The sequence below is a fragment of the Nitrospirota bacterium genome, from assembly GCA_030645475.1.
GTDB lineage: Bacteria > Nitrospirota > Nitrospiria > Nitrospirales > Nitrospiraceae > Palsa-1315.
The window spans coordinates 78,005-99,588 of the sequence record JAUSMA010000065.1 but is presented as its reverse complement, the minus strand read 5'-3'; the positions used below and the strand labels follow the sequence as shown (position 1 = coordinate 99,588).

18 protein-coding genes are annotated in these 21,584 nt (G+C 56.7%); 2 read left to right on the top strand and 16 right to left on the bottom strand.

The window, feature by feature from the left end:
• Positions 1 to 17: 17 nt before the first annotated feature.
• The 15 genes from Q7U76_13245 to Q7U76_13175 form a co-directional block, all read right to left on the bottom strand.
• Positions 18 to 1,850, bottom strand: a complete 1,833-nt coding sequence (locus Q7U76_13245) for a flagellar hook-length control protein FliK (protein ID MDO8357350.1) — start codon at positions 1,848 to 1,850, stop codon at positions 18 to 20.
• Between the two features lie 199 nt (positions 1,851 to 2,049).
• Positions 2,050 to 2,700 (bottom strand): hypothetical protein, encoded by a 651-nt coding sequence (locus Q7U76_13240; protein ID MDO8357349.1) that lies wholly within the window; start codon positions 2,698 to 2,700, stop codon positions 2,050 to 2,052.
• Positions 2,701 to 2,816: 116 nt separating this feature from the next.
• The gene (locus tag Q7U76_13235) at positions 2,817 to 3,257 is read right to left on the bottom strand and encodes a flagellar FliJ family protein (GenBank protein ID MDO8357348.1); all 441 of its coding nucleotides are present in this window, start codon (positions 3,255 to 3,257) and stop codon (positions 2,817 to 2,819) included.
• Positions 3,254 to 4,561, bottom strand: coding sequence for a FliI/YscN family ATPase (locus Q7U76_13230; GenBank protein MDO8357347.1), 1,308 nt, complete (start codon positions 4,559 to 4,561; stop codon positions 3,254 to 3,256). The genes Q7U76_13235 and Q7U76_13230 overlap by 4 nt, the downstream gene beginning before the upstream one ends.
• Complete coding sequence (locus Q7U76_13225) at positions 4,548 to 5,579, bottom strand: response regulator (protein MDO8357346.1); 1,032 nt, start codon at positions 5,577 to 5,579, stop codon at positions 4,548 to 4,550. Before Q7U76_13225 ends, Q7U76_13230 begins: the two co-directional genes overlap by 14 nt.
• An 18-nt stretch (positions 5,580 to 5,597) precedes the next feature.
• Positions 5,598 to 6,590 carry a flagellar motor switch protein FliG gene (fliG, locus tag Q7U76_13220; GenBank protein ID MDO8357345.1) on the bottom strand — a complete coding sequence of 331 codons (993 nt, stop codon included), beginning with the start codon at positions 6,588 to 6,590 and terminating at the stop codon, positions 5,598 to 5,600.
• A gap of 15 nt (positions 6,591 to 6,605) precedes the next feature.
• Positions 6,606 to 8,165, bottom strand: a complete 1,560-nt coding sequence (gene fliF / locus Q7U76_13215) for a flagellar basal-body MS-ring/collar protein FliF (protein MDO8357344.1) — start codon at positions 8,163 to 8,165, stop codon at positions 6,606 to 6,608.
• A gap of 32 nt (positions 8,166 to 8,197) precedes the next feature.
• Positions 8,198 to 8,503, bottom strand: coding sequence for a flagellar hook-basal body complex protein FliE (gene fliE / locus Q7U76_13210; protein MDO8357343.1), 306 nt, complete (start codon positions 8,501 to 8,503; stop codon positions 8,198 to 8,200).
• Positions 8,504 to 8,505: 2 nt separating this feature from the next.
• Positions 8,506 to 8,955, bottom strand: coding sequence for a flagellar basal body rod protein FlgC (gene flgC / locus Q7U76_13205; protein ID MDO8357342.1), 450 nt, complete (start codon positions 8,953 to 8,955; stop codon positions 8,506 to 8,508).
• A gap of 102 nt (positions 8,956 to 9,057) precedes the next feature.
• Positions 9,058 to 9,465: a flagellar basal body rod protein FlgB gene (flgB, locus tag Q7U76_13200; GenBank protein MDO8357341.1), complete on the bottom strand. Its 408-nt coding sequence runs from the start codon at positions 9,463 to 9,465 to the stop codon at positions 9,058 to 9,060.
• A 179-nt stretch (positions 9,466 to 9,644) separates the two neighbouring features.
• Complete coding sequence (locus Q7U76_13195; protein ID MDO8357340.1) at positions 9,645 to 11,051, bottom strand: sigma-54 dependent transcriptional regulator; 1,407 nt, start codon at positions 11,049 to 11,051, stop codon at positions 9,645 to 9,647.
• Complete coding sequence (locus tag Q7U76_13190; GenBank protein MDO8357339.1) at positions 11,048 to 12,352, bottom strand: ATP-binding protein; 1,305 nt, start codon at positions 12,350 to 12,352, stop codon at positions 11,048 to 11,050. The genes Q7U76_13195 and Q7U76_13190 overlap by 4 nt, the downstream gene beginning before the upstream one ends.
• Positions 12,353 to 12,356: 4 nt before the next feature.
• Positions 12,357 to 14,507: a tetratricopeptide repeat protein gene (locus Q7U76_13185; protein ID MDO8357338.1), complete on the bottom strand. Its 2,151-nt coding sequence runs from the start codon at positions 14,505 to 14,507 to the stop codon at positions 12,357 to 12,359.
• Positions 14,508 to 15,017: 510 nt separating this feature from the next.
• On the bottom strand, positions 15,018 to 16,427 hold the full coding sequence (locus tag Q7U76_13180) for a sigma-54 dependent transcriptional regulator (protein ID MDO8357337.1): 1,410 nt from the start codon (positions 16,425 to 16,427) through the stop codon (positions 15,018 to 15,020).
• Positions 16,428 to 16,999: 572 nt separating this feature from the next.
• A complete protein-coding gene (locus Q7U76_13175; protein MDO8357336.1) occupies positions 17,000 to 17,704 on the bottom strand; it encodes a response regulator transcription factor in 705 nt (234 codons plus the stop codon).
• Between the two features lie 581 nt (positions 17,705 to 18,285).
• Here Q7U76_13175 and Q7U76_13170 point away from each other — a divergent pair.
• Entirely contained in the window at positions 18,286 to 19,155 is an 870-nt protein-coding gene (locus Q7U76_13170) for an HDOD domain-containing protein (GenBank protein ID MDO8357335.1), read from the top strand.
• A complete protein-coding gene (sthA, locus tag Q7U76_13165; protein MDO8357334.1) occupies positions 19,152 to 20,564 on the top strand; it encodes a Si-specific NAD(P)(+) transhydrogenase in 1,413 nt (470 codons plus the stop codon). The genes Q7U76_13170 and sthA overlap by 4 nt, the downstream gene beginning before the upstream one ends.
• Before the next feature lie 88 nt (positions 20,565 to 20,652).
• Here the strand turns inward: sthA and Q7U76_13160 are convergent, their stop codons facing one another.
• Positions 20,653 to 21,303: a hypothetical protein gene (locus tag Q7U76_13160; GenBank protein ID MDO8357333.1), complete on the bottom strand. Its 651-nt coding sequence runs from the start codon at positions 21,301 to 21,303 to the stop codon at positions 20,653 to 20,655.
• Positions 21,304 to 21,584: the final 281 nt, after the last annotated feature.

Genomic DNA, 21,584 nt, shown 5'->3' with positions numbered 1-21,584 from the left:
TCTCCTTCGTTCTCTCGTTATGCAAAATAGCTGAGGATGCCGGTTCGCGGCGCCGAGGGAACCGGCGCATCGTGAGGAGTATCCTGCGACCGGGACTCTCGCCGCTGCTGGGATGGGCCTTGATGGGCCTGCGACTGCCCGTTCAGCCCTGACTGATTCGTGCGATCCTGATCGACATGCACCTGAAAACGCCCTAAATCCAAACCGGCAGTCGATAACTGGGTGCTCAATTGTTCCTGCTGACCGGTAAGCATCTGACCGAGTTCGGCACGATCAGTCGACATGTGTGTATGAATCGTGTGGTCGGACAAAACGACACGGACACGAAGCTGACCGAAGTCGGCAGGAGACAGATCGAACTGCACGGACTGTGTCCGTGGAACAGGCGTCGGCTCAGCATCGGGGCTTAACGGGTTGGTCGGCTGTGGCACGACAACGGAGGATGCCGGGGCAGACCTGATATTCGGCGGAGTACCTCCTTGCCCCTGCTGATACGACGAATATTGCGTTCCCCCTTCGACTGGTTCACTCGTCCTTGGCTGTGGGACAGGAGACGAGACCTCCGTCGATTGAAGGTCGATATGAGACAACCACTTCAGCCCCTCATCCTTATTCTGTCCGCCTGCTCCTGGATTGAAGCCCTGTTTCTCAGCCGGCATGCGCTCAGCTGCGGCTGCTTGCGCCACCGAAGAGGTGGCCTCACGATGTTGTTGACGGAGGGACAACTCACCCTTCCCAGCAATCTGTTGTTCCGGTGACCAGTCGGACTCTGCCGCAACGTCCTCACCCTTCTGACCAGGCTGCAGCGTCGTCATCGTCGAGGCCTGCTGGACGAACTCCTGACCTTGCGAAGCTATTGGCTTTGATGGAACAGGAGTCTGAGAAGCTTCTCTCTCTTGCTGTTCCTTGATGGGAAAAGCCTGATCGAGAGTAGGGCTCTCGGCTTTCTGGCTCTGCTCAGTGGTGAGCGGCGTACCTATGTCGGATGGCTGAACAGATGTTGCAGAGGTATCGGTTTTCTCACGGCTCGGTGTCGCCTCTGACGCCGACGGAGACACCTTGGCAATGATGTCACTCTTAGCAGAAGTCTTAGGCTGAACGACAGGAACCTCGGTCCAGTTGTCTGAAGAAACCAGTCCCAAGCCCTCCTCAGCCGGCTGAGTGGCCGGTTGGCTCATCAACGATTCGGATACGACTGAGCGCCCATCAACGTCGGCCGTTGGCAGATCCGACCCAACGACGACCTGCGTCTGATCGACCTGGGAGGGTGGAGCCACCAGCGTAGCCCCGACCAACGAGGTCAACAGGGGATCAGAGCTAGACATGGTCGAGGACGAACTGTCATCGGTCTCAGACTGCGAGGTCTGAGACTCGGTGTCCGTACGAGAAGCCGTCTCCTGTTGTGGGGTCATCGACAGATCGGACATCCCTGCGGAGGAGTGATCGTCGGTCTCAGTCTGAGGAAGACGAGATTCTGTATCCATGTTGTCCGCGGTGTCTGTCGCCTTCTGCATCTGGCTGCGGTGAGCCGACGGGGTCGTACTGGAAGATCGATTCTCACGCTCTGACTGCGAGGCACGTGGTTTGGACCCTCGACTGCCATCGGTCTTGGATGACAGACCACGGTGCGTAGACTGCGTGGTGCTGGATGACCGACTTTCTCGCTCACCCTGAGAGGCGCGCGACTTCACGTCCCTCCTGGCTTCGACCCGCTGCGAGGCGGCCTGCAAGACCGATGAGAATCCCCTCTCCTGAGAAGCCGCGCCAACCGAGTTTCCAGCGGCGAATGGCTGGAGGTCTCCGCTCGCCGGTGCGGTGCCGATCTGTGGGCTGAGTTGTTGAAAGTCCATAGGTCCTCGTTGTCCTTATGGGTAATAGGGGCACATTGTCATTGTGGATCTTTCAAGGCTCATGCCAGACCAAATGGCGAGACATCTCGCGATTGGCGTGCACTTTGATGAAATCGATGCGGCAAGAAACACGACTGCGGAAAAAGATACCGGATGATGGGGTAAAAAATACCGGGAGCAACCAGAAGACAGAAACCGGTCAGGGGTTGGAGAGCAATTGTTCGGTGAGTTTTGCGGCGCGGTCCACTTTAACCTGCGCGAGGATCGATCCGGCAGTCTTGCCTTTCACCAATCGGAGAATCTCCAGGGCCTTTCGATCCGGCATCTTTTCAAGACGTGCGGCGGCCTCCTCGGCAGGCATGCTTTCATAGATCTTCGTCAACTGTGCGTATCGTTGACTATGCTCATCGGCCGCTTGTTTCTTCTGCGCCGCGCTCTGCCCTGCAGCCGCCTTCTCCTGCTGTTCCTTCGCACGGAGGCGGCGCTGTTCTGCCGCCTCGACTTTGCTCAAAATCTGCTCAATTTCAGCCCTGAGATTCGTCAGTCGATCTTCCGATGTCCGGACCGTTTTCTCACGGCGCTCCAAATCATCTTGCCGCTGTTGGAACATCGCCACCACTTCCTCCGGCAGATTGATCGCGGGGCCTTGCGTTTGTGGCGCCTCTGCCGGTGAGGACTCAGCCGATACGGCCTTGGTCTCTCCCGGTGGCATCAACTCGGCGGGCAAGTCCTTGGAGATGCCTGCCTTGGGGAGGGCCTTGCGGGTGGCAGTAGGAGCAGTCGCAGGAGCGGACGAGGCATCGTTGAGCTGCACGACCGTCCAGCACAACACCATGATCACACCCAGCATGATTGAGACAGACCAGATCTGCCTCCCCCACCCCCTGCAAGGACGACGAGGTCCTTCCGCATGAGTGCGTGAGAGGGTAATCCGGTCTCGTTGTTGGTCTATCCGATATTTGCTCATCATGATTGATGCGTGCTAGGCATTCCACTCGTACGGCGCGCGGACTCATCCATTTGCAGTTGCTCTGCACGATACTGAATCACTCGCTGCTGCTGGCGGAGCCGTTCAGCGAGACGGTCGAGAGTCCGACGCTCCTGCATCGCAATCTGCAACTCTTGCTGCTTCTGATGCCATTCTTCACGGCACCGGCATTCAGCCTGCCAGGCTTGCGTAAGTAAGGCGGCTTCCGCATCACAGGTGACTTGCCATTCAAGAAACTCTTCCAACGCGATTCCTCTGCTGGCCTTGGCCACATAACGCTCAGCCGTCATCCGCGCCTGTGCGTCGAGGGCCTGACAGGCGGATTCAGCATCTTGAAGATTCTGGCGAGCGTGAAGCAGATCCATACGCAACAGATCTTCCACTTGTGCACGATAGCGTCGTACCGCATCGAGTTTCATGCGGTGCTCTTCATCAGCGCGAGTAAATCCTGAACCGATGCCCCAAGATCGGCCGGTTGTTCGATCTCCTGACGAAGAAAGGCATCGATCCCATCTTGTGCGGATACGGCCCGGTCCAGCGCCTTGTTCGTCCCCGCCTTATAGGCACCCAACAGAATGAGATCTTCCGATTGTTGATAGCGGGCCATGAGCTCGACCATGGCCCGGGCCGCCGAATAATGCTCGCGCCCCACGATGTCTTTCATCACCCGGCTCGTACTGTTCAACAGATCGATCGCAGGAAAATGGTTGCGCGCGGCCATCTGCCGTGAAAGCACAATATGTCCATCGAGAATCGATCGCACGGTTTCGGCAATAGGATCGGACACCTCGTCGCCGTCCATCAGCACCGTGTAGAGTCCGGTGATCGTGCCGGATCCTGGCCCGGTCCCGACTCGCTCCAGGAGCTTTGGAAGGAACGTAAAGACCGACGGCGTATATCCCTTTGTGGTCGGCGGTTCGCCGATGGCGAGCCCCACTTCACGCTGGCTATGGGCCAAGCGGGTCAGCGAGTCCATCATTAAGAGGACCTGCTTTCCGCAATCGCGAAAATATTCCGCAATCGCCGTCGCGATCAATGCGCCCCGCAACCGTACCAGCGGAGGCTGATCCGACGTGGCCACAATGACGACCGACCGTTGGAGTGCAGCCGGCGTGAGGTCCCGTTCGAGGAATTCGTTCACTTCTCTGCCTCGTTCACCGATCAGAGCAATCACATTCACGTCGGCTCTGGTGTAGCGGCTCATCATGCCGAGCAAAACGCTCTTGCCCACGCCTGCACTGGCAAAGATCCCGATCTTTTGCCCCAGACCACAGGTAAGACAGGCATTGATCGCCCGGACACCGAGGTCGAGCGGTTTTGTAATGCGTGCACGCTGGAGCGGGTTGAGCGGGGCCGCATGGAGCGGATATTGACGCTCCGTCACCAGCGGACCCTTTCCATCGAGTGGTTCGCCAAGCCCATCCAGCACCCGACCGAGCAGTTGCGGACCTACCGGTACCGACGCACAATGCCCTTTCATCAAGAGTCGGCTTCCAGGGCCGATCCCTCGCATCTCCCCGAGCGGCATCAAGAGGACACGATCACCGCGAAATCCGACGACCTCTGCGAGCACGGCCCCTTCTCCGTCCTCGCGAGTAACCTCGCAGAGCTCTCCCACAGAAGTCATGGGGCCATAACCCTCGATCACAATCCCAACCGCCTGGGCCACACGGCCGGAAACGGCAAGAGGATCTGTCCGGTCAATCAGTTCAGCGAGATCCACCGCGCCCCCGTTTCTGTAACACCTCTCCGAGCCGCAGCAACTGCGCGTCTAGAGAGGCGTCGACTAATCGATTCGTTGTCGCGACCACACAACTGCCACGCGAGAGTGAGGCATCGCCTTCAATGTGCAGCACCAACGCCGTCTCTCGATCGCGACTCAGCTCAGGCCTCGCCGCTTCAAGGACCGACACATCGGAGGGGTGGGTGCGGACCGTCACCACGCCTGATTCACGAATTGTCGCCAAGGCGGCTTTCAACTGCGCCGTCACAACATCCTGATGCTCGGCGATCGTGCCTCGTAAGATGCGCGCAGCCAGACTGAAGGCCAAGGCAGCCACATCATCCTCCATCGTGGTACTGAACGATCTCCAGACTTCCTCCAACTGCTGCACGGCATTGGCGAACAGCGTCTGTTCATGCCGGTGCGAGGCGTCGTCACGCACCGCGGCTCGGCGTTCGCCTTCAGCAATCCCCCGGTCGTAGTCGGACGGGCCGCTGGTCGTGACGAACTGATGGCCTGTCCCAAAATCGATCAATGACGGATTCTCCAACCGCACGCCGCCCTCACGCACCACCGCCTGTTTCAACACGGCATTTTCTACCCGCAGGCGATAGAGCTCGAGGAGTCGTTTGACCGTCAGGAGCACCATGTCGCACTCGAAGGGTTTCATCAGAAATTCAGTCGCACCGGCCTTCATTGCTTGAACGGCGAGATCGACCGTGGCATATCCCGTCATCACCACTCCGATCATACGCGGATCGATCTTCACGGCCTGCTGGAGCAAGGACAGGCCATCCTGGTCAGGCAATTTAATGTCGGTGATCATCAACGAAGCCGGTGCGATCTTGAGCGCTGCGAGAGCTTCCCGCGCCGACCCAACCGCACGGATGCGATACCCATCTGACTGGAGTAATACGGTCAGTAACTTCTGGATCGACAGCTCATCGTCGACGATCAAGATTGACGTGTCACGCTGCCAGGTGGCACGTGGTGCAGGCTGCGACAGGGTGGATTCCATACTCAGGGGACTCCCCATTTACACCAGCGCCTCCCCAGCGCCTGAGATCACAATGCGGCCCTCTTCTTCCAACTTCCGGCAGACCTTCAAGATATTCTGTTGAGCCTTCTCCACATCCGCCACCTTCGCCGGTCCTCGAGCCTCCATATCCTCTTTCAACATTTCGGAAGCGCGACTCGACATGTTCTTCAGGAACTTCTCCTTCACGTCCGGACTGGCCCCACGAAGCGCGACAGGTAAATCTTCCTTGCTGACTTCCTTCATCAGCTCTTGCATCCCGCGATCGTCGAGTTTGATCAGATCGTCGAACACGAACATCAAAGCACGGATGGCATCGGCCAGAGCCTGATTTCGCTCGGCAATCTTGGCCATAATGCCGCCCTCGGTCGCTTTATCCACCCGAGTGAGAATATCCGCGATCACCTGGGAGCCACCCACTGTCAGGGATTGGGCGCCGGAGTTGGCAATCAAAATGTCTTGGAGCGCACCGCTCAGTTCCTCGAGCACGTCCGGCTGAACTTCCTCCATCGTCGCCAACCGATGGGCCACATCCGCCCGCAGCTCTGCTGGTAAGCCCGTGAGCACCTGCCCTGCCTGCTCTGGCTCCATATGAGCCATGATGAGAGAAATAGTTTGAGGGTGCTCAATCTTGAGCATTTGCGACACGGCCTTGGCATCCACCCACTTCAACGCATCGAGCCCCGGATAGACTCGGCTATTCATGGATTCAAGCAAACGGGCCGCTTTCTCAGGACCGAGTGCTTTTGTGAGAATGGTTTTGATGTAATCTTTCCCCTGAAATGAGACTTCGCCGGTCGCGCTGGCTTTTTCAAAATCCCCCATCACACTCTGCTCTTCTTCCTTCGAGATATTGGCAGTATCGTTCATGAACGTGCCCAATTTTCTGATTTCCTTGGGGTCGAGGCTCTTCATCACCAACGCCGCCGCATCTTCACCGATCGCTCGCAGGAGAATCGCCGCTTTCTTTTCACCGGTTAATTGCGTAGCCATTGCAGCAAGTCCTCTTTACTGATCGGTCTTCAACCATTGTTTAACGATGACAGCCGTCGCTTCAGGATTGCTGCGTGCCATATCGATGAGTTGTGAGCGCGGTTTCCCGTCCAGAGCCGCTTCGACCTGACTGACCGAAGCAGGCAATGACGCGGTGGCACTCTGTTCTAATGCAGTCCCCGTCGATCCCAACATGCCCAGCAGCGGGCGCACGACCATGAACAGGATCAGGAGAAAGAGCAGCCCGCCGACCCCATACCGAAGATAGGGCAAGAAGGGATTCGTCGCATCGGCCGCAGCCTCGACACCCTGGGTGGACGGCTCTTCAGTCGCGATGTCGAATTGCACATTCGTCACCTGGACTTGATCCTGGCGCTCAGCCGAATAGCCCATCGCTTTTTTCACGATTTCCTCGATGCGCTTCATGTCTTCTTCAGACCGTGCGACATACTTCTTGACCTGATCGGCTGCCGGCTTTCCGTCTGCAGAGGCCTTCGCTCCTTCGTAGATGCCGTCCACGAGCACCGCTACAGAGAGCTGCTTAATGTTGCCGCTTGATTCCACGATGCGGGACACGGTCCGGCTGATTTCGTAGTTCACCGTCTCGTTCTTGGTCTGATTACTGGTCGAGCTGGTCTGAGGCGGCTCTTGGTCGGTTCCGGGCGGCACATTCGATTGGACACCTGGGACGCCACCGGATACGCCATTCACGCCATTCGATTTCTCCTGTCCTCGCTGTTCGCTCCGCACGACTTGGCCGTTCGGATCGTACCGCTCTTCCGTCGTTTCAATTTTGCGGAAGTCGAGGATACTCGAGACGCGCACGACCGCTTTATTCTGTCCGACGATCCGCTCCAACATGGATTGGATACGGGTTTCAATGTCCTTCTCCACCGTCCGCTGGTATTCCAATTGCGACCCGGTGAGCCCTGCCGCGTCATCGCTCCCGGCGGCCGACGAAAGGAGCCGTCCATGGCCATCCACCACGGTGACATCTTTCACTTGGAGCCCCTCAACGCTGCTCGCCACAAGGTGAACGATGCCGTTGACTTGAGTCTTGGCGAGAGCCTGTCCGTTCCGCAACGACACCACGATCGAAGCGCGCGCCCGATTTTCTTCGGTCCCGAAAAGCCGCCGTTCCGGGGTCGCGAGATGCACGCGGGCTCGTTCGATCTCCGGCATTTGGGCAATAGTTCGAGCCAGTTCGCCTTGCAGGGCGCGACGATAATTGAGTTTCTGCACGAAATCAGACATCCCGATCGACGAACGATCGAAAATCTCAAATCCTACACCGCCACCATGCGGGAGCCCCTGGGAGGCCAACTGCAATCTCAATTCATGCACTTGCGCACTAGGAACCAAGATGGTCGTGCCACCGCCGGTCGTCTCGTACGGCACCTTCGTTTCTTTTAGTTTATCCACAATCCCGGATGCATCCTCAGGGTTGAGGTTGGTAAATAACACCTGCATGTCTGGTTGTTGCGTCCAGAGGGTCACGGCAATCAATCCAGCAATCGAGCCGGCGAGCGCAACCAGAATGATCAAGCGTTGATTGATGGAAAACTTTGACAACATAGAGCCCTACTCCTCGCTACGCGACAGCTGGGTTACATCTGCATCCGTTGAATTTCTTCATAGGCCGACACCAGCTTGTTCCGGATCTGCATCATCAGCTGGAAGGAGATATCCGCCTCCTGTAACGCGACCATCGTCCCATGCACGTTCTGCGACTGGCCGGTCATCAGCGCATCTGTGGCCTGGCTGGCTTGCAGCTGAATATCGTTGGCCTTACTGATCGCATGCTGCAACGTATCCATAAATCCAGTGGCTGGGGTGCCACCTGAACCCTGAGACGCCGTGCCCAGTTCCCCAAATGACGGTGTCGGAATCGCAATCGGCTTGATCTGATCCATGACTACCTCCCGATCTCCAGAGCCTTATTCATCATGGCGCGAGTGGCATTAATCGCTTGCACGTTCGCTTCATACGAACGCGATGCACCGATCATGTTCACCATTTCTTCCATGACATTGACGTTCGGCATCTTCACGAAACCTTTTTTATCGGCGTCAGGATGGCGCGGATCATAAATCGCTTGACCGGGTTTTGAATCTTCATGCACACGCAGCACCTTCACGCCGTCGAGCGCATGGGCTCCAGGCCCAGTTGCCACTTGCCGGAATGTGCGCTGAAACGGGCTGGTGACGGGCGTGGACTGAAAGACCACATCCCGGCGTTTATAGGGCCCTCCACCAGGCGTATGGGTAGACTGGGCATTCGCCAGATTACTGGAGATCACATTCAGTCGACGGCGTTGTGCGTCTAAAGCCGTAACGGACACTGCCATGCTATCGGTCATTTCCATGGTCGTTCCTCCAGGCTGAAGGCTAGAGGCGAAAGGTAAGGGGCGAGGGGGTCACAGGCTTGTCGCCCCTTGCCCCTAGCCGCATGCCTCTCGCCGTTTTTGTTATCGCGCATCCCGTACCGCTCCCATCAATTGACGCAAGCGGATCGCCATGATCGCGGCAGCCCCGTTGTATTGCATGGCGTTGTCGGACATCTTGGCCATTTCCAGCTCCATGTTCACCGAGTTGGCATCCAAGGGAAGGTCGCCTGCCGGCACATCACTGAGCGTTCCGACGACCCGCTGAAATCCATCCCCCTGCGGACCGAAGTGTTTGCCCTGCGTCACCGCCAGCGTCACCGGTCCTTGACCACGCTGCGCCGCTTGGAGCGAGTCTCGGAAATTGAAGTCGGTGGCACGGTAACCGGGGGTTTCTTCGTTCGCAATATTCGAGGCGATGACGCGCTGCCTCGCTTGCCGCAAATCCAAGGTGCGATGAACCAATTGCATGGTGCGATCAAAGATCATCATGATGCGTCTCCTCTTGGCTCCGTCCCACAGATGTCATCATTGCAATCGCGATGCCATCTTCAATCGGCAGAATCTGACTGCAACGACAGAGTCTGCCGGATCGTTTCGTCCAATACGCTTCCTGCCGATCGGCAGGAGTTGCCCAGCGGGAACGGTCCACTCCGGCCAATACCAATAGGTCAAGCCGAGACTGGGCACGTTTCCCCCCGGTACTCGCGAAGCTTGTTCCGCAAGGTTCGAATACTGATGCCCAGTTCTTTCGCTGCATGAGTCCGATTCTCATGCACACGAGCCAAGGTTTGAAAAATCAGCTCGCGCTCCATTTCCCACAACGATCCATTCACAGAAGACTGCGGTACGGACGGGACTGGCACAGAGGCGGCTGGTTGGGCGCCGGCCTCCAGCAATAAATGGCTCGGGAGAATCGGCTCGTTCCCGGCTAACAACACGGCGCGCTCCATGACATTCTCCAACTCGCGCACATTCCCTTTCCATCGCCTCTCCTGAAGCACGGCATAGGCGGCCGCCGACACCGCCGGTTGCGGAAGGCCGTTACGTGCCGATGAAACGGCCACGAAATGCCTCACGAGCAACGGAATGTCCGCAGGCCTTTCCCGTAGTGGCGGCACAGTGATGGGGAAGACATTCAGCCGGTAATACAAGTCCTCTCGAAACCGCCCCTGCTCGACTTCGTGATAGAGCGAACGGTTGGTCGTCGCAATGAGACGGATGTTCACAGACACCGGCTCGCGCCCTCCGACTCGATCCACCTCTCGCTCCTGAATCACCCGCAGTAACTTCGCTTGCAAGCTCATGTTCATTTCGCTGATTTCATCCAGCAACAGGGTGCCGGTATGTGCCATCTCGAACTTACCGAGTTTCTTCATGATCGCCCCGGTAAAGGCGCCTCGCTCATGGCCGAATAATTCGCTCTCCAGAAGCCCATCCGGTAATGCCGCGCAATTCACGGCGATAAAGGGACGATGGGCACGTGGGCTTCGGCTGTGAATAAAGCGCGCCAGCAACTCTTTTCCCGTACCGCTCTCTCCATGGATGAGGACAGTGGCTTGGCTTGCCGCGACTCCTTCAACGGTACTGAGGAGCCTTGCCATGCCGGGATCTTGTGTCAGGATCGACCGCTGATCGATCGGCACAGCCGGGGACATCGAGGCATCCGCGCCACAGGCTTTGAGATTGGCAATGACCCGCTCCAGTAAGTCGGTCGAGAACGGCTTGAGAATGTAATCGCTCGCTCCGTACTTCATCGCCTCCACGGCAGTTTCCACGGTCCCATAGGCGGTCATCAGCACCATCAATGTCTGCGGCGAACGGCTTTTGATCTCCTTGATCAAGTCGAGTCCACCGAGCCGTGGCATTTTTAAATCGGTGACCACTAACCAGGGTTTATAACGGCCAACCAGCTCGACGGCATCGGCGCCATCCATCGCACCCTGTACGTCGTAACCCAGCCGGCGAACAGACTCCATTAAGGCCATCCGCATGGAAGGATCATCGTCGACGATTAAAATTCGTTCAGCTTGTGCAGGAACATCCGCCACCGGAGATTCTGTATTATGGTCGGTCATGCCGATGTCTCCTCTCCAACAAGCAGTCGTTCAGCGATCAACTCCGACGCAGGGTACCCTTCCGAGAACGAGAGAACAGGTGATTTCTGTATCGGCAGAGGGCTCGTCGCATGATGATTCGGGAGTACGATGGTAAATGTGGTGCCGCGTCCTTCCTCACTCTCGACGTCGATTCGGCCACGATGCCCTTCGACAATCGCGTGGACGATAGCCAGACCTAACCCGGTGCCTTCATCCCTGGTGGTGAAGAAGGGATCGAAGATCCTTGAACGCTGCGCCGCCGGGATGCCGATACCCGTATCCGACACCGAAAGACAGATACCTGCTCCGCCGGATGTCGCCTCCGCAGCCGGTCTCGCCGACAACGTCAAGGTTCCACCGTTCGGCATGGCGTGGATGCTGTTCAGGATCAAGTTGAGGAGCACTTGCTTCATCTGCCCGGCATCGCACCACATGTGTGATGCTAATGGATTGACATCCAGACGAATATCCACTCTGGCGCCGGCGACGGCATGGGCGGCCAGGGTCAAGGCATTCAACATCAGGGCTTCCGTCTCATGGCGTTCTCCATGGGAACAGTCGGGCTTGGTATAGAGCAGCAGGTTCGTGAGGAGACGATTCATCATGTGGACCGACGACGAGATGTGTTCGGCATAGCCGCGCATTGCCGGCGCATCGTGTAAATCGCGGCGCAGCATCGACGCGAACAGTTCGATGCTGCCGAGCGGATTCCGAATTTCGTGGGCGATCCGTCCAACCATTTCGCCCATGGCCGCGAGGCGATTACGGCGTTGCAGCCGATCCTCTAGCTCTCGCATGGCCGTCACATCCTGAATCAAAGCCAAGCTCCCCGCCTGGCGTCCGTCGCTCGTCTGCAAGGCACGTTGCGAGAGAGACACCGCGGCACCCTGTTGCGTGGTCAGGGGATAGACATCACCGTCCAAATGCGCGTCTTTGAGGCAGGTGGCCAAGGAACGTCCGATGATTTGTTCGTGCGCCAATCCGAGCAATTGTGTGCCGGCTTGGTTACAGCGCGTAATAGTGCCGGCTTCATCCATGACGAGCAGACCGGTCGACAGAGACTCCACGATCGCCGTCAAATGCTCGCGCAACTCTTCATTGACACGTAAATTCTTTCGCAGCGCCTCGTTGCGGTCGGCGAGTTCGACGTCGAGCTGCTCCAACCGGGACGTCAACGTCTGATAGGACTGTTGGAGCGTCGCCGCCGCATCGTCGAAGCTTCGAAAGGCTTCGTGCAGCAAATCGCTATCCATCTGTGCCGAAACCGGATGTCCATTCATCACATCATCCTCCTTCTTTGTCGGTGGAGACGCGGATACTGGCCTGTATCGCTTCCGCTGCCCGATACAAGAACGGATCGCCAGTCCCGGCGCCTGGCGTCAAGACCGCGCGCACCGGACCATGCAACTTCTGCGTGGCGAGATTTCTGACGATCTGCAAGCGCGCCCATTCGGCCTGATCAGGTGCCGGGTTCGACGCCAGAATTTTCTGATACAGATCGACGGCCTGCTGATGTTTTCTCAGGGAGGTCAAGAGGTCCGCTAACAGGAGTCGATCCCCTTGCGACTGCATAAATTTGTTGCGTGCCGCCTCTTCGAATGCCGCCACGGCCTCGGCCGGTTGATGATCGGCGGCCAGCGTTCTCGCCAAGGTCAGTTGCATCCACCCCCGCTCCTGCGCCTTGGGATGTGTCCGGAGCCATTGCCGCATCAGTCTAATCGCGCCGGGACGGTCGCCTTGCTCAAGCATAGCCGTGGTCAATTGCCGCAGCACCGGCATCGTCTGTGGACTCTGCGGGTATTGCAGGCGAAAATTCTCGAACACGTTCCGAGCGGCGGCATACATCCGCTGATCCACATAACTCTCGCCAAGACCGATAAGCGCCGCCTCGTGCAGCGCGGCTGCCTTTCGATCCCGCACCAGCAATTGATAGAGGCGCGATGCTTGGATGGAGAAGCCCAGACGGCGATGGGTGTCCGCGACGGCCAACAAGGTCTTCGTCCCGGCATATTGATGCTCCGGCGCATGTCCGTGGTTGTGGAACAGAGCCACCGCCAGAACATCTTTCCCGGCTTTGAGTGCGGCTTCCAATTGGGGCTTCAAGATGCCGGTCAGATGACGTCCCGCCATCTGAGGCCATGGATCGTCTTGAATGGTACCAGCCCGTCTCGCGACGTCTTGATAGATCTGGATGGCACGTAACGGATCGCCTCGCAACTCGTAATGTTCCGCCAGATGGAACAGCGCTTCACTCCCGAGGACATCTCCCTGATAGGTCTTGGCAATCTCCTGGTAAACCTTCACGCCATTGGATGCGTTCACGGACTCGTCGCTCTGGCTTACCGTCCCCTTGTCGCTGTTCGGCACGGAGCCCTTCTCGGACTGAACAGGCTGCTCCGCCATCTGCGCCAGGCGCATACGAGCAAGCACGGCGGCCGGCATGCCCACGTACCGCTCCTGCGCGACGTGGTAGAACAGCTCCGCATGGGTTGACTGATTCTGCTGGCGGTGACTGTCGCCGAGGCGCACGAGGGCCGCGCCGGCATACTGGTGCGACGGATACAGGTTATACAGCAGGATGTCGATGGCACGGGCGCGCTGCCGCTCGTTCGTGCCGACGAGCACATCGCCATACTGCTGTAAATACTGCGGTTCATTTTTAAGGAGATCTGGCCAGCGTTGGTAGAGCATGTCGTAGAGGGGTTGGGCCTCTCGCTTGCGCTGGAGCGCGTACAGGGCGTTGGCCAATCCCAATGTCGAACGTCTGAGGACTCGATCGTCGCTCGTGCGCTTCCGGACCGACTCGAACGCCCGTTCCGCCTCCACCCAACGTTCTCGTGATTCAAGAATGACGCCCAAACTCAACAGGGATCGGTCTGCATCGGCTCGAAGCTGTACATGCGATGTGGCATATTCATAAGCGATAATGGCCTCCTGCAACCATCCCATTTCGACATACAGATCTCCGATCCTCCAGAGCGCACGGGAGGTATTCGGATCTTTCGGATACTGACGAACCTGAGCTCGATATTGGAGAATGGCTTCGGACCGCCCGCGAGTCGTCGGATCTTCACGCAACGCGATCTCTGCCAAAAATGCCTTGATCGATGGGATCAGTCGGCTATCAGTATCCTGCTTGACGAGTGCGGAGAATCCTTCGCGGGCCAGGGCATATTCCCCATGTTTAAATGAGGCAATCGCCTCTTGAAACTGCAGCGAGTTCGATCCTTCTGCAAGATAGTCGTAGCGGGGCCCTTCATCGGGTAACGTGAGCCGTGAGATCGCTGCTGGAGCAGTCGCCTGAACCTCTCCCGCCTGAAGAGGCAATGCTGCAGCAGAAGAGGATTGACTCTCCGTTGCCGCAGCGGCATCCAACGGGAAACCCTGCGTAAGCAGACAGGCGAGCAACCAATGGCAAGATGTCGTGATTTTCATAGACACATGACGGGTTCAGCAATTTCTGTGCCCTTTGCAATTGGTGCGCAAATATCCATTCTGCGTGGGAAATGATGGCGGTAGCTGCTGCGCCATCGCGACGTTCGTCAAATCGTCAACGCGTCGGCCGTGAGATGGGTCAAATGATTGACGGACACAATCAGAAAGAAGAAGAGGAATTCGACAGGAGTGATCCAGTCACGTTGTAACAACGGTGCAGCACACTAGTCTCTCTCACGCCGGGACATCTGCCGTACCACATTCGATTCCCGCTGGGAGACGATGCGGCACACTGATAATCCATTGGTCAGATCTAGCAGGGCGGGAAATAGTACGGTGGTATCAGTGGATCATGGAAAGTGGAAGTGTCGAGATGACCACAGACTAGCCATCCAGCATGGCGATAAGGAATATAAAGAGGAAACGGACCTTTACGGCAGATGGACTCACTGCGCGATGCAGGCACAGTCCTGGCAGACGCGCGCAACATCATGCTTGTCAGGCCCGTTGCTAAAAGGCAAGGCAGCTCTGTGCTTTCGTAGCAAGCCCTTTTCGCTTCAATTTCTCGACAAGCGTCGTGCGGTTGACCTGAAGCAGCTGGGCGGCTTTACTGGTAATCCCGTTGGCTCGGCGAAGCGCTCCGACGATGAGACGATGCTCGAGCTGCTCGAGTTCTCGTGACAGACTCACCCCCTGGTCGGTAAATCCAATGAACTGCTCCTCAACCTGATCCGACGGCGCCGGTCGCGGAAAGACACGCTCGGGAAGATCGGAGACCTCGATGGTTCCCGATTGTTTCAGTACCACCAGACGCTCAATCATGTTTTCCAACTCACGGATATTTCCCGGCCAGTGATGTCCCATCAGACAGGTCATCGCCTCCGGGGAACAACCTGTAATGGCTGTCTGCTTGGTACGATTCAACCGCTCCATGAAATGATTGACCAACTGCGGGATGTCGCTCCGTCGCTCCTTCAGGGAAGGCGTCGTGATGGGAATCACATTCAGACGGTAATACAGGTCCTGCCGGAAACGCTTGTGCTCGACGGCCTGTTCCAAATCTTGATTTGTGGCAGCGACGACACGAACATCCACGTCGATGGTTTTCGTGCCCCCCACCCGCTCAAAGGAACGTTCTTGCAAGACGCGAAGCAGCTTCACTTGTAACCCGAGGCTCAACTCACCGATTTCGTCGAGAAAGATCGTCCCGCCATGCGCCAATTCAAAACGCCCGATCCGCGTGTGGGCGGCGCCGGTAAAGGCTCCCTTCTCATGGCCGAATAACTCGGATTCAAGAAGATTTTCGGGGATGGCACCACAATTGACGGGCACGAACGGGCGGTCTTTCCGGATACTGTTAAAGTGCAACATCCGCGCGACCAACTCTTTACCGGTCCCGCTCTCGCCCTGAATCAACACCGTGCTGTCATGGTCCGCTACCTTCGAGACAAAATCCAAGACGCGCTTGATCGGTTCACTGGTGCCGACCAACTGTTCAGCCCGATAAGGAACGCGCGCAGATTTCCGTGAACCACGAGTATCCAGACCACGACGATGCGCCTCCAACGCTTTATTGATGACGGCAATCACCGACTCATTCTCGAATGGCTTTGTGAGGAAATCGAATGCGCCGACCTTCATCGCCTTCACCGCACCGTCGATCGAGCCATAACCGGTCATCACGATACCGATCACCTTCGAATCGATCTGCAGAATGCGCTCCAGGACGGCCAGACCATCGATATCGGGTAGCTTCAGATCCGTCAGCAGCACATGAACGGAAATCTCTTGGGCGACTCGAATCGCATCCTGTCCGTTCCCGACCACCGTGACCTGATGGCCCTCTTGCGTCAAGAGCCTGCGAAGCAAGCTCTGCACCCCTTCATCGTCTTCAACCACAAGTATAGACAGCAGACTCATAGCGTACTCCTCATGAAAGATAATGACAGATGATGGCGAAGGCATGTTCTCGTACCGAACTCTCACAATGTCCGCACAACCGCTGCATGCGGGATCTGCATGGGCATTTTTGCCGAGCTGAGTTGTCATGTCATACAAGAAGCGCATCGATACTAAGCGTAGATGAGATTCCTATAACGGAAAGTGCCTAATAGCTCATACGTTGAACGCATTATGCCCCTAGCTATATAGAGCTATGCATTCCAAACAATGGGACCATACGACCCTAAGCCCTATCGCAATAGAGCCATTCACTGCTAGGCAAATACTACTCGGCCCTATAAAAATGGCATCGCACTCTGCCGATTGTCAGAATTGACACCTGCGAGGCATATGGCCAGCCTACGGCAACAAGAATGAGGACTCCGACTCATGTGCAGCGAGATTGAAATGCCTATAGCTTAAAAGAAGGAGGGTAGCTGAGAAAGGGGATATCAATCACTAGAAGGAGTCGATCGCTGGATGGACGGCATCCCAAAACGACACGACGATGAGGAGTGCAGGCAGAGCTGCCTCGAATCGTACCCTCGATGTCAGTGGATTTTCTCCATCATCAACGGTGAATGTAAACCAACCTGCTTCTCCGGGTGAGAATCCCGAATAAAAAAGGCAGCCGCTTGAGCACGACGGGTCACTTTGAGTTTCTGGAAAATGAACCGGATATAGTTTTTGACCGTCTTATCGCTCAGCTCAAGCGATGAGCCAATTTCCTTGTTCGTTTTTCCCTCTGCCACAAGCGCGAGGACACGCTGCTGTTGGGAGGAGAGTGTCGCCCGTGGTTCGGGAGCCTCCTCTCGTTGTGACCGCATACGAGTCAAGAGAGGCTGGGTAATGGCTGGGTCGAGAATCGACTGGCCCTGGGCGACGGCATGGATAGCGCGCAGTAACGCATCCACATTGACTTGCTTCAACAGATAACCATGTGCGCCCCCGATGACTGCGGCGAGCACCGCTTCATCGTCCTGGTAAGACGTAAGAAACAGCACTCGCGTGTTGGGGCAAGAACTGCGAATCGCTCGACAGGCATCCACTCCACTCCCCCCAGACAGGCGAACATCCATGAGCACCACGTCCGGATTGAGGTCGCAGGCTTCACGAATTGCATCCTCGACCGTAGCGGCTTCGCCAACGACGTTAATACTGCTCTGTCGGCTCAGCACCGTCTGCAACCCCACTCGAACGACTTCGTGATCGTCCACGATCAACACTTTGACTGGCATCGTAGTCGAGTTAATCACCACGCCCCCCTTTGTACAGGTTATTGAGCATACGGAGAACAACGCCAGCCACAGCCGTTCCCCCTACGTCCAGCGTTTCATGCAGAGAAATCGATGAGATATCTCGAACGGGGCAAGCGGAAACGACGCGACTACACTCTAGTTGAGAAGGAGAGATCAAGGAAGGTTGCCGATACACCGGTGAGCCTCACAGTCCGACTACCGCGTCATTGCTCAGGAATCATAAATCCCTTTACCATCTATAGCAATGATGCTAATCGGCTCTAGCTGAACTGACATAGATGTTAGTTCAGCTAGCAATTATGTTCGTATACACCGACATCTGATGACTTACGTATCATTGCTTGTCCTCGGCTCGGCATTGATACGACGGTGAATCCTGCCGCAATAGACACAGCTATCAGGCTCTTGCAGATCGAACGCCCCTTAGAGACAGAAGCGTTCACGACAGGATGGTCCCCACTGCCCATAAATCCCCCTCGCGATGCGGACCAGGAAATTAAAGTTCCACATCTTTCTGCCGACAAGAGACTGTACCAAAACACAGTGGTCACAAACCGCTCTCAAGGACCACCGACAGCATGACGACTGAAATAGATCGATCGACGAATATCGACATGCCGGAGCAGGTCGAACAGGCCTTAATCGAACGGATCGATAAGGACAAAATCGAACTGCCTGTGCTTCCGCAAGTCGCGGGTCGGGTCATGGCCTTGGCCAATGATCCATCGGCAGACGCGGCTCGTCTCTCTACCCTCATCCACCAAGACCAGGCATTGGCGGCCCATGTGCTGAAAATTGCCAACTCTCCAGCCTATATGCCCAGAACTCCGATTATGTCGCTCCAGCATGCCGTCGCAATGCTCGGGGTAAACCAACTGTCGGAGATCGCCGTGACGATTTCGCTCAAAAGCGCAGCCGTTAAGATTCCAGGCTATGAAGCGGATATCAAACAGCTTTGGCGTCACGCACTGGCGAGCGGGGCCTATGCCAAAGAAATCGCACGCCTCCGCCGCTATAATGTGGAAAGCGCCTATCTCTGCGGGCTCTTGCATACTGTCGGGAAATCGGTCGTCCTCAAGACAGTCACGACGATTGCCACGGAGCTGCATGTGCGGCTCGAGCCCAACGCAATCCTCGCCTTCCTCGACGGGTACCATTCCCGCGTAGGTATTTTGATCGCCACTGAATGGGCCCTGCCCTCCCAAGTCGCCGAGGCCATCGCCTATTATGCGGTCTATGAGCAGGCGCCCACACATAAGCACGAAGCGATGATGACCTGCCTAGCCGACCGGCTAGCCACCTATATACTCGTACCCGATTCCTTCGATGACAGCACCCTACGCGACCACAGCGTAATTGCCGATCTCAACCTTTATCCCAACGACGTAGACACGCTACTCAGTCTCAAGGACAAAGTTCTCAGCCTGGTGGACACCATGACGCTATGAGTGATGCTACACATTTTGACATTGTCGTAATCGGAAGTGGTCCCGCCGGCCAGAAGGCGGCCATCCAGGGCGCTAAAGCAGGCAAACGTGTGGCCGTGATCGAACGCGAGCCAGGCGTCGGCGGTGGCTGTGTCTACCGTGGAACGATCCCGAGCAAGACGCTTCGTGAGAGCGCCCTGCAATTGGACCGATCCAAACGATCATCGACCACCTTAGACGTTCGTATGCCGCCCAATATTCTCGTCGCCTCACTGATGCGCCGTGTGGATGAAGTGGTCACGGCACATGGCGTCTATATGGAGAAACAGCTTAAGCGCAATGGTATCTCGTTTTTCCATGGACGCGTCAAGTTTTGCTCCGCCACCCTGCTCGAAATGCTCTCAGTCGATGGGGTGAAGCAACTCTTCACTGCCGACACGATCGTCATTGCCACCGGATCACGGCCTCGTGCACCGGTCGAGATTCCTATCGACCACGAACATATTCTGGACAGTGACTCGATTCTCTCCATGATCTATTTGCCACGCTCCCTTACCGTGCTCGGCGGAGGCGTCGTGGCATCGGAATATGCATCGATCTTTGCCGCGCTTGGCGTACAGGTGACCATTATCGATCGGGCCGATCGTCCGCTTCAGTTTCTGGACGCAGAACTCGTAAAGATGTTTGTGCAGAGCTTTGAGCAACAGGGCGGTCGCTATTGCGCAGGGCAAGCCATCAAGGACGTCCGGTGGGATGGGATCTCTCAGGTCGTGACGACACTCCAGGACGGGCAGGTCATTACGAGCGATAAGATGCTTGTGGCCATGGGGCGACAGCCGAATCTTGAGGACCTCAATCTGAGCGCCACAGGGTTGCCACTCACCGAAAGGGGGACGTTGTCCGTCAACGAACATTGCCAAACGGCTCTTCCCCACATCTATGGGGTCGGCGACCTACTCGGCCCCCCGGGCCTGGCCTCTACGGCTATGGAACAGGGCCGGCGAGCCGTCTGTCACGCCTTGGGTCTCCCCGAAGGACGCTCGTCCGACATTCCAGTCGGCATTTATACGATCCCCGAGATGGCCAGTATCGGACTGGACGAAGCGGCCGCGCGCGCACGCTATCGAGAGGTCCTGATTGGCCGGGCGCGATTCGACGAAATTGCCCGAGGCCAAATCTCAGGCATGTCCAACGGCTTGATGAAGCTGGTGGCCGATCCCACCGGAGTTTACCTATTGGGGGTTCAGATCATCGGAGAAGGGGCGACAGAGCTGATTCATGTGGGCCAGATCGCGCTACAACATGCAGCCACGATTGATTCGTTCGTGGAGAATATTTTCAACTTTCCCACGTTGGCTGAGGGCTACCGCATCGCAGCGCTTGACATTGCAGGACAACGGCAAAAACGACTGACTTCACAGGCCGCATGAACCGACAAGAACGGCATGGTGCGAGACGATTCGAGACGTCAGGATCTTCGAAACTGGAACTCCACATCGCGCATCACAGAAGCCAGGCTCACCCGTTTGATTCGAAGGCAGAATAGGCGCCCGACTTCTCCCCTGCCGGCTTCACCACAGACGATTCCTGCTTCTCAGACCATACCAATAATCCGGATGCGAGAAACCGCGCATCGATCACGCCCAAAATATGCTGCCGCAATTCATCACGAAAGGGCGCAAGACTTTCATCATGAAGATAGCGATCAACCGTGCGAGGCAACCGCCGTCTCCAGGCCTGTGCAGCTTGTCGCGCACCGTCAGCCGCAAGCCCTCCACGACTGAGTATGGCACGGACCTCCTGCTCGAAAAATCCGACATGCACCTCTTCATCTTCCATAATCGACGTAAGATCAGGACGCAACCCCACTAACAGCCGTGCAAACTCAAGTCCTAACGTTTCGTATCCATACAGATGTACCGCAAGCACCCTCCATTGATCAGGCACACGTGGCAGCGCGGTCTTTCCATGTGACTTCACTCCCAACAGCAGTTCAAACTGCTTGAGATGTTGGGCCTCCTCTTCCTCATGCCGACGCAAAAACTGCAGCACTCCAGGAGGAACGTCCTGCGCTTGCGCAGAGCGTACCGCCCACAAGGCCATCGCCTCTGCTTTTAGGAATTGTTCGAGGATCGCATGTTCGCAATTGGAAGGAAGCGGGTGGATCATGCGACAGTCTACCGGAATGGATAGGTTGGAACCAACAGGCGGGTGAAAACAAAATATATCGAACGCGATAAAACATCGCAGATTACACTAAAAATACTGCTGCACGCTGTAGACACTCTCCAAATCACTCCTGTATTATATCGCCCAGTTACGTACCATCGATTCTGGCGGTGTAGCTCAGTTGGTAGAGCAGCGGACTCATAAGCCGATGACAAGCCCTCCTATTGATTCCTTCGTGCCCTCAACTATCTATATTCCGCTGATTTGGCATATATAGAGTT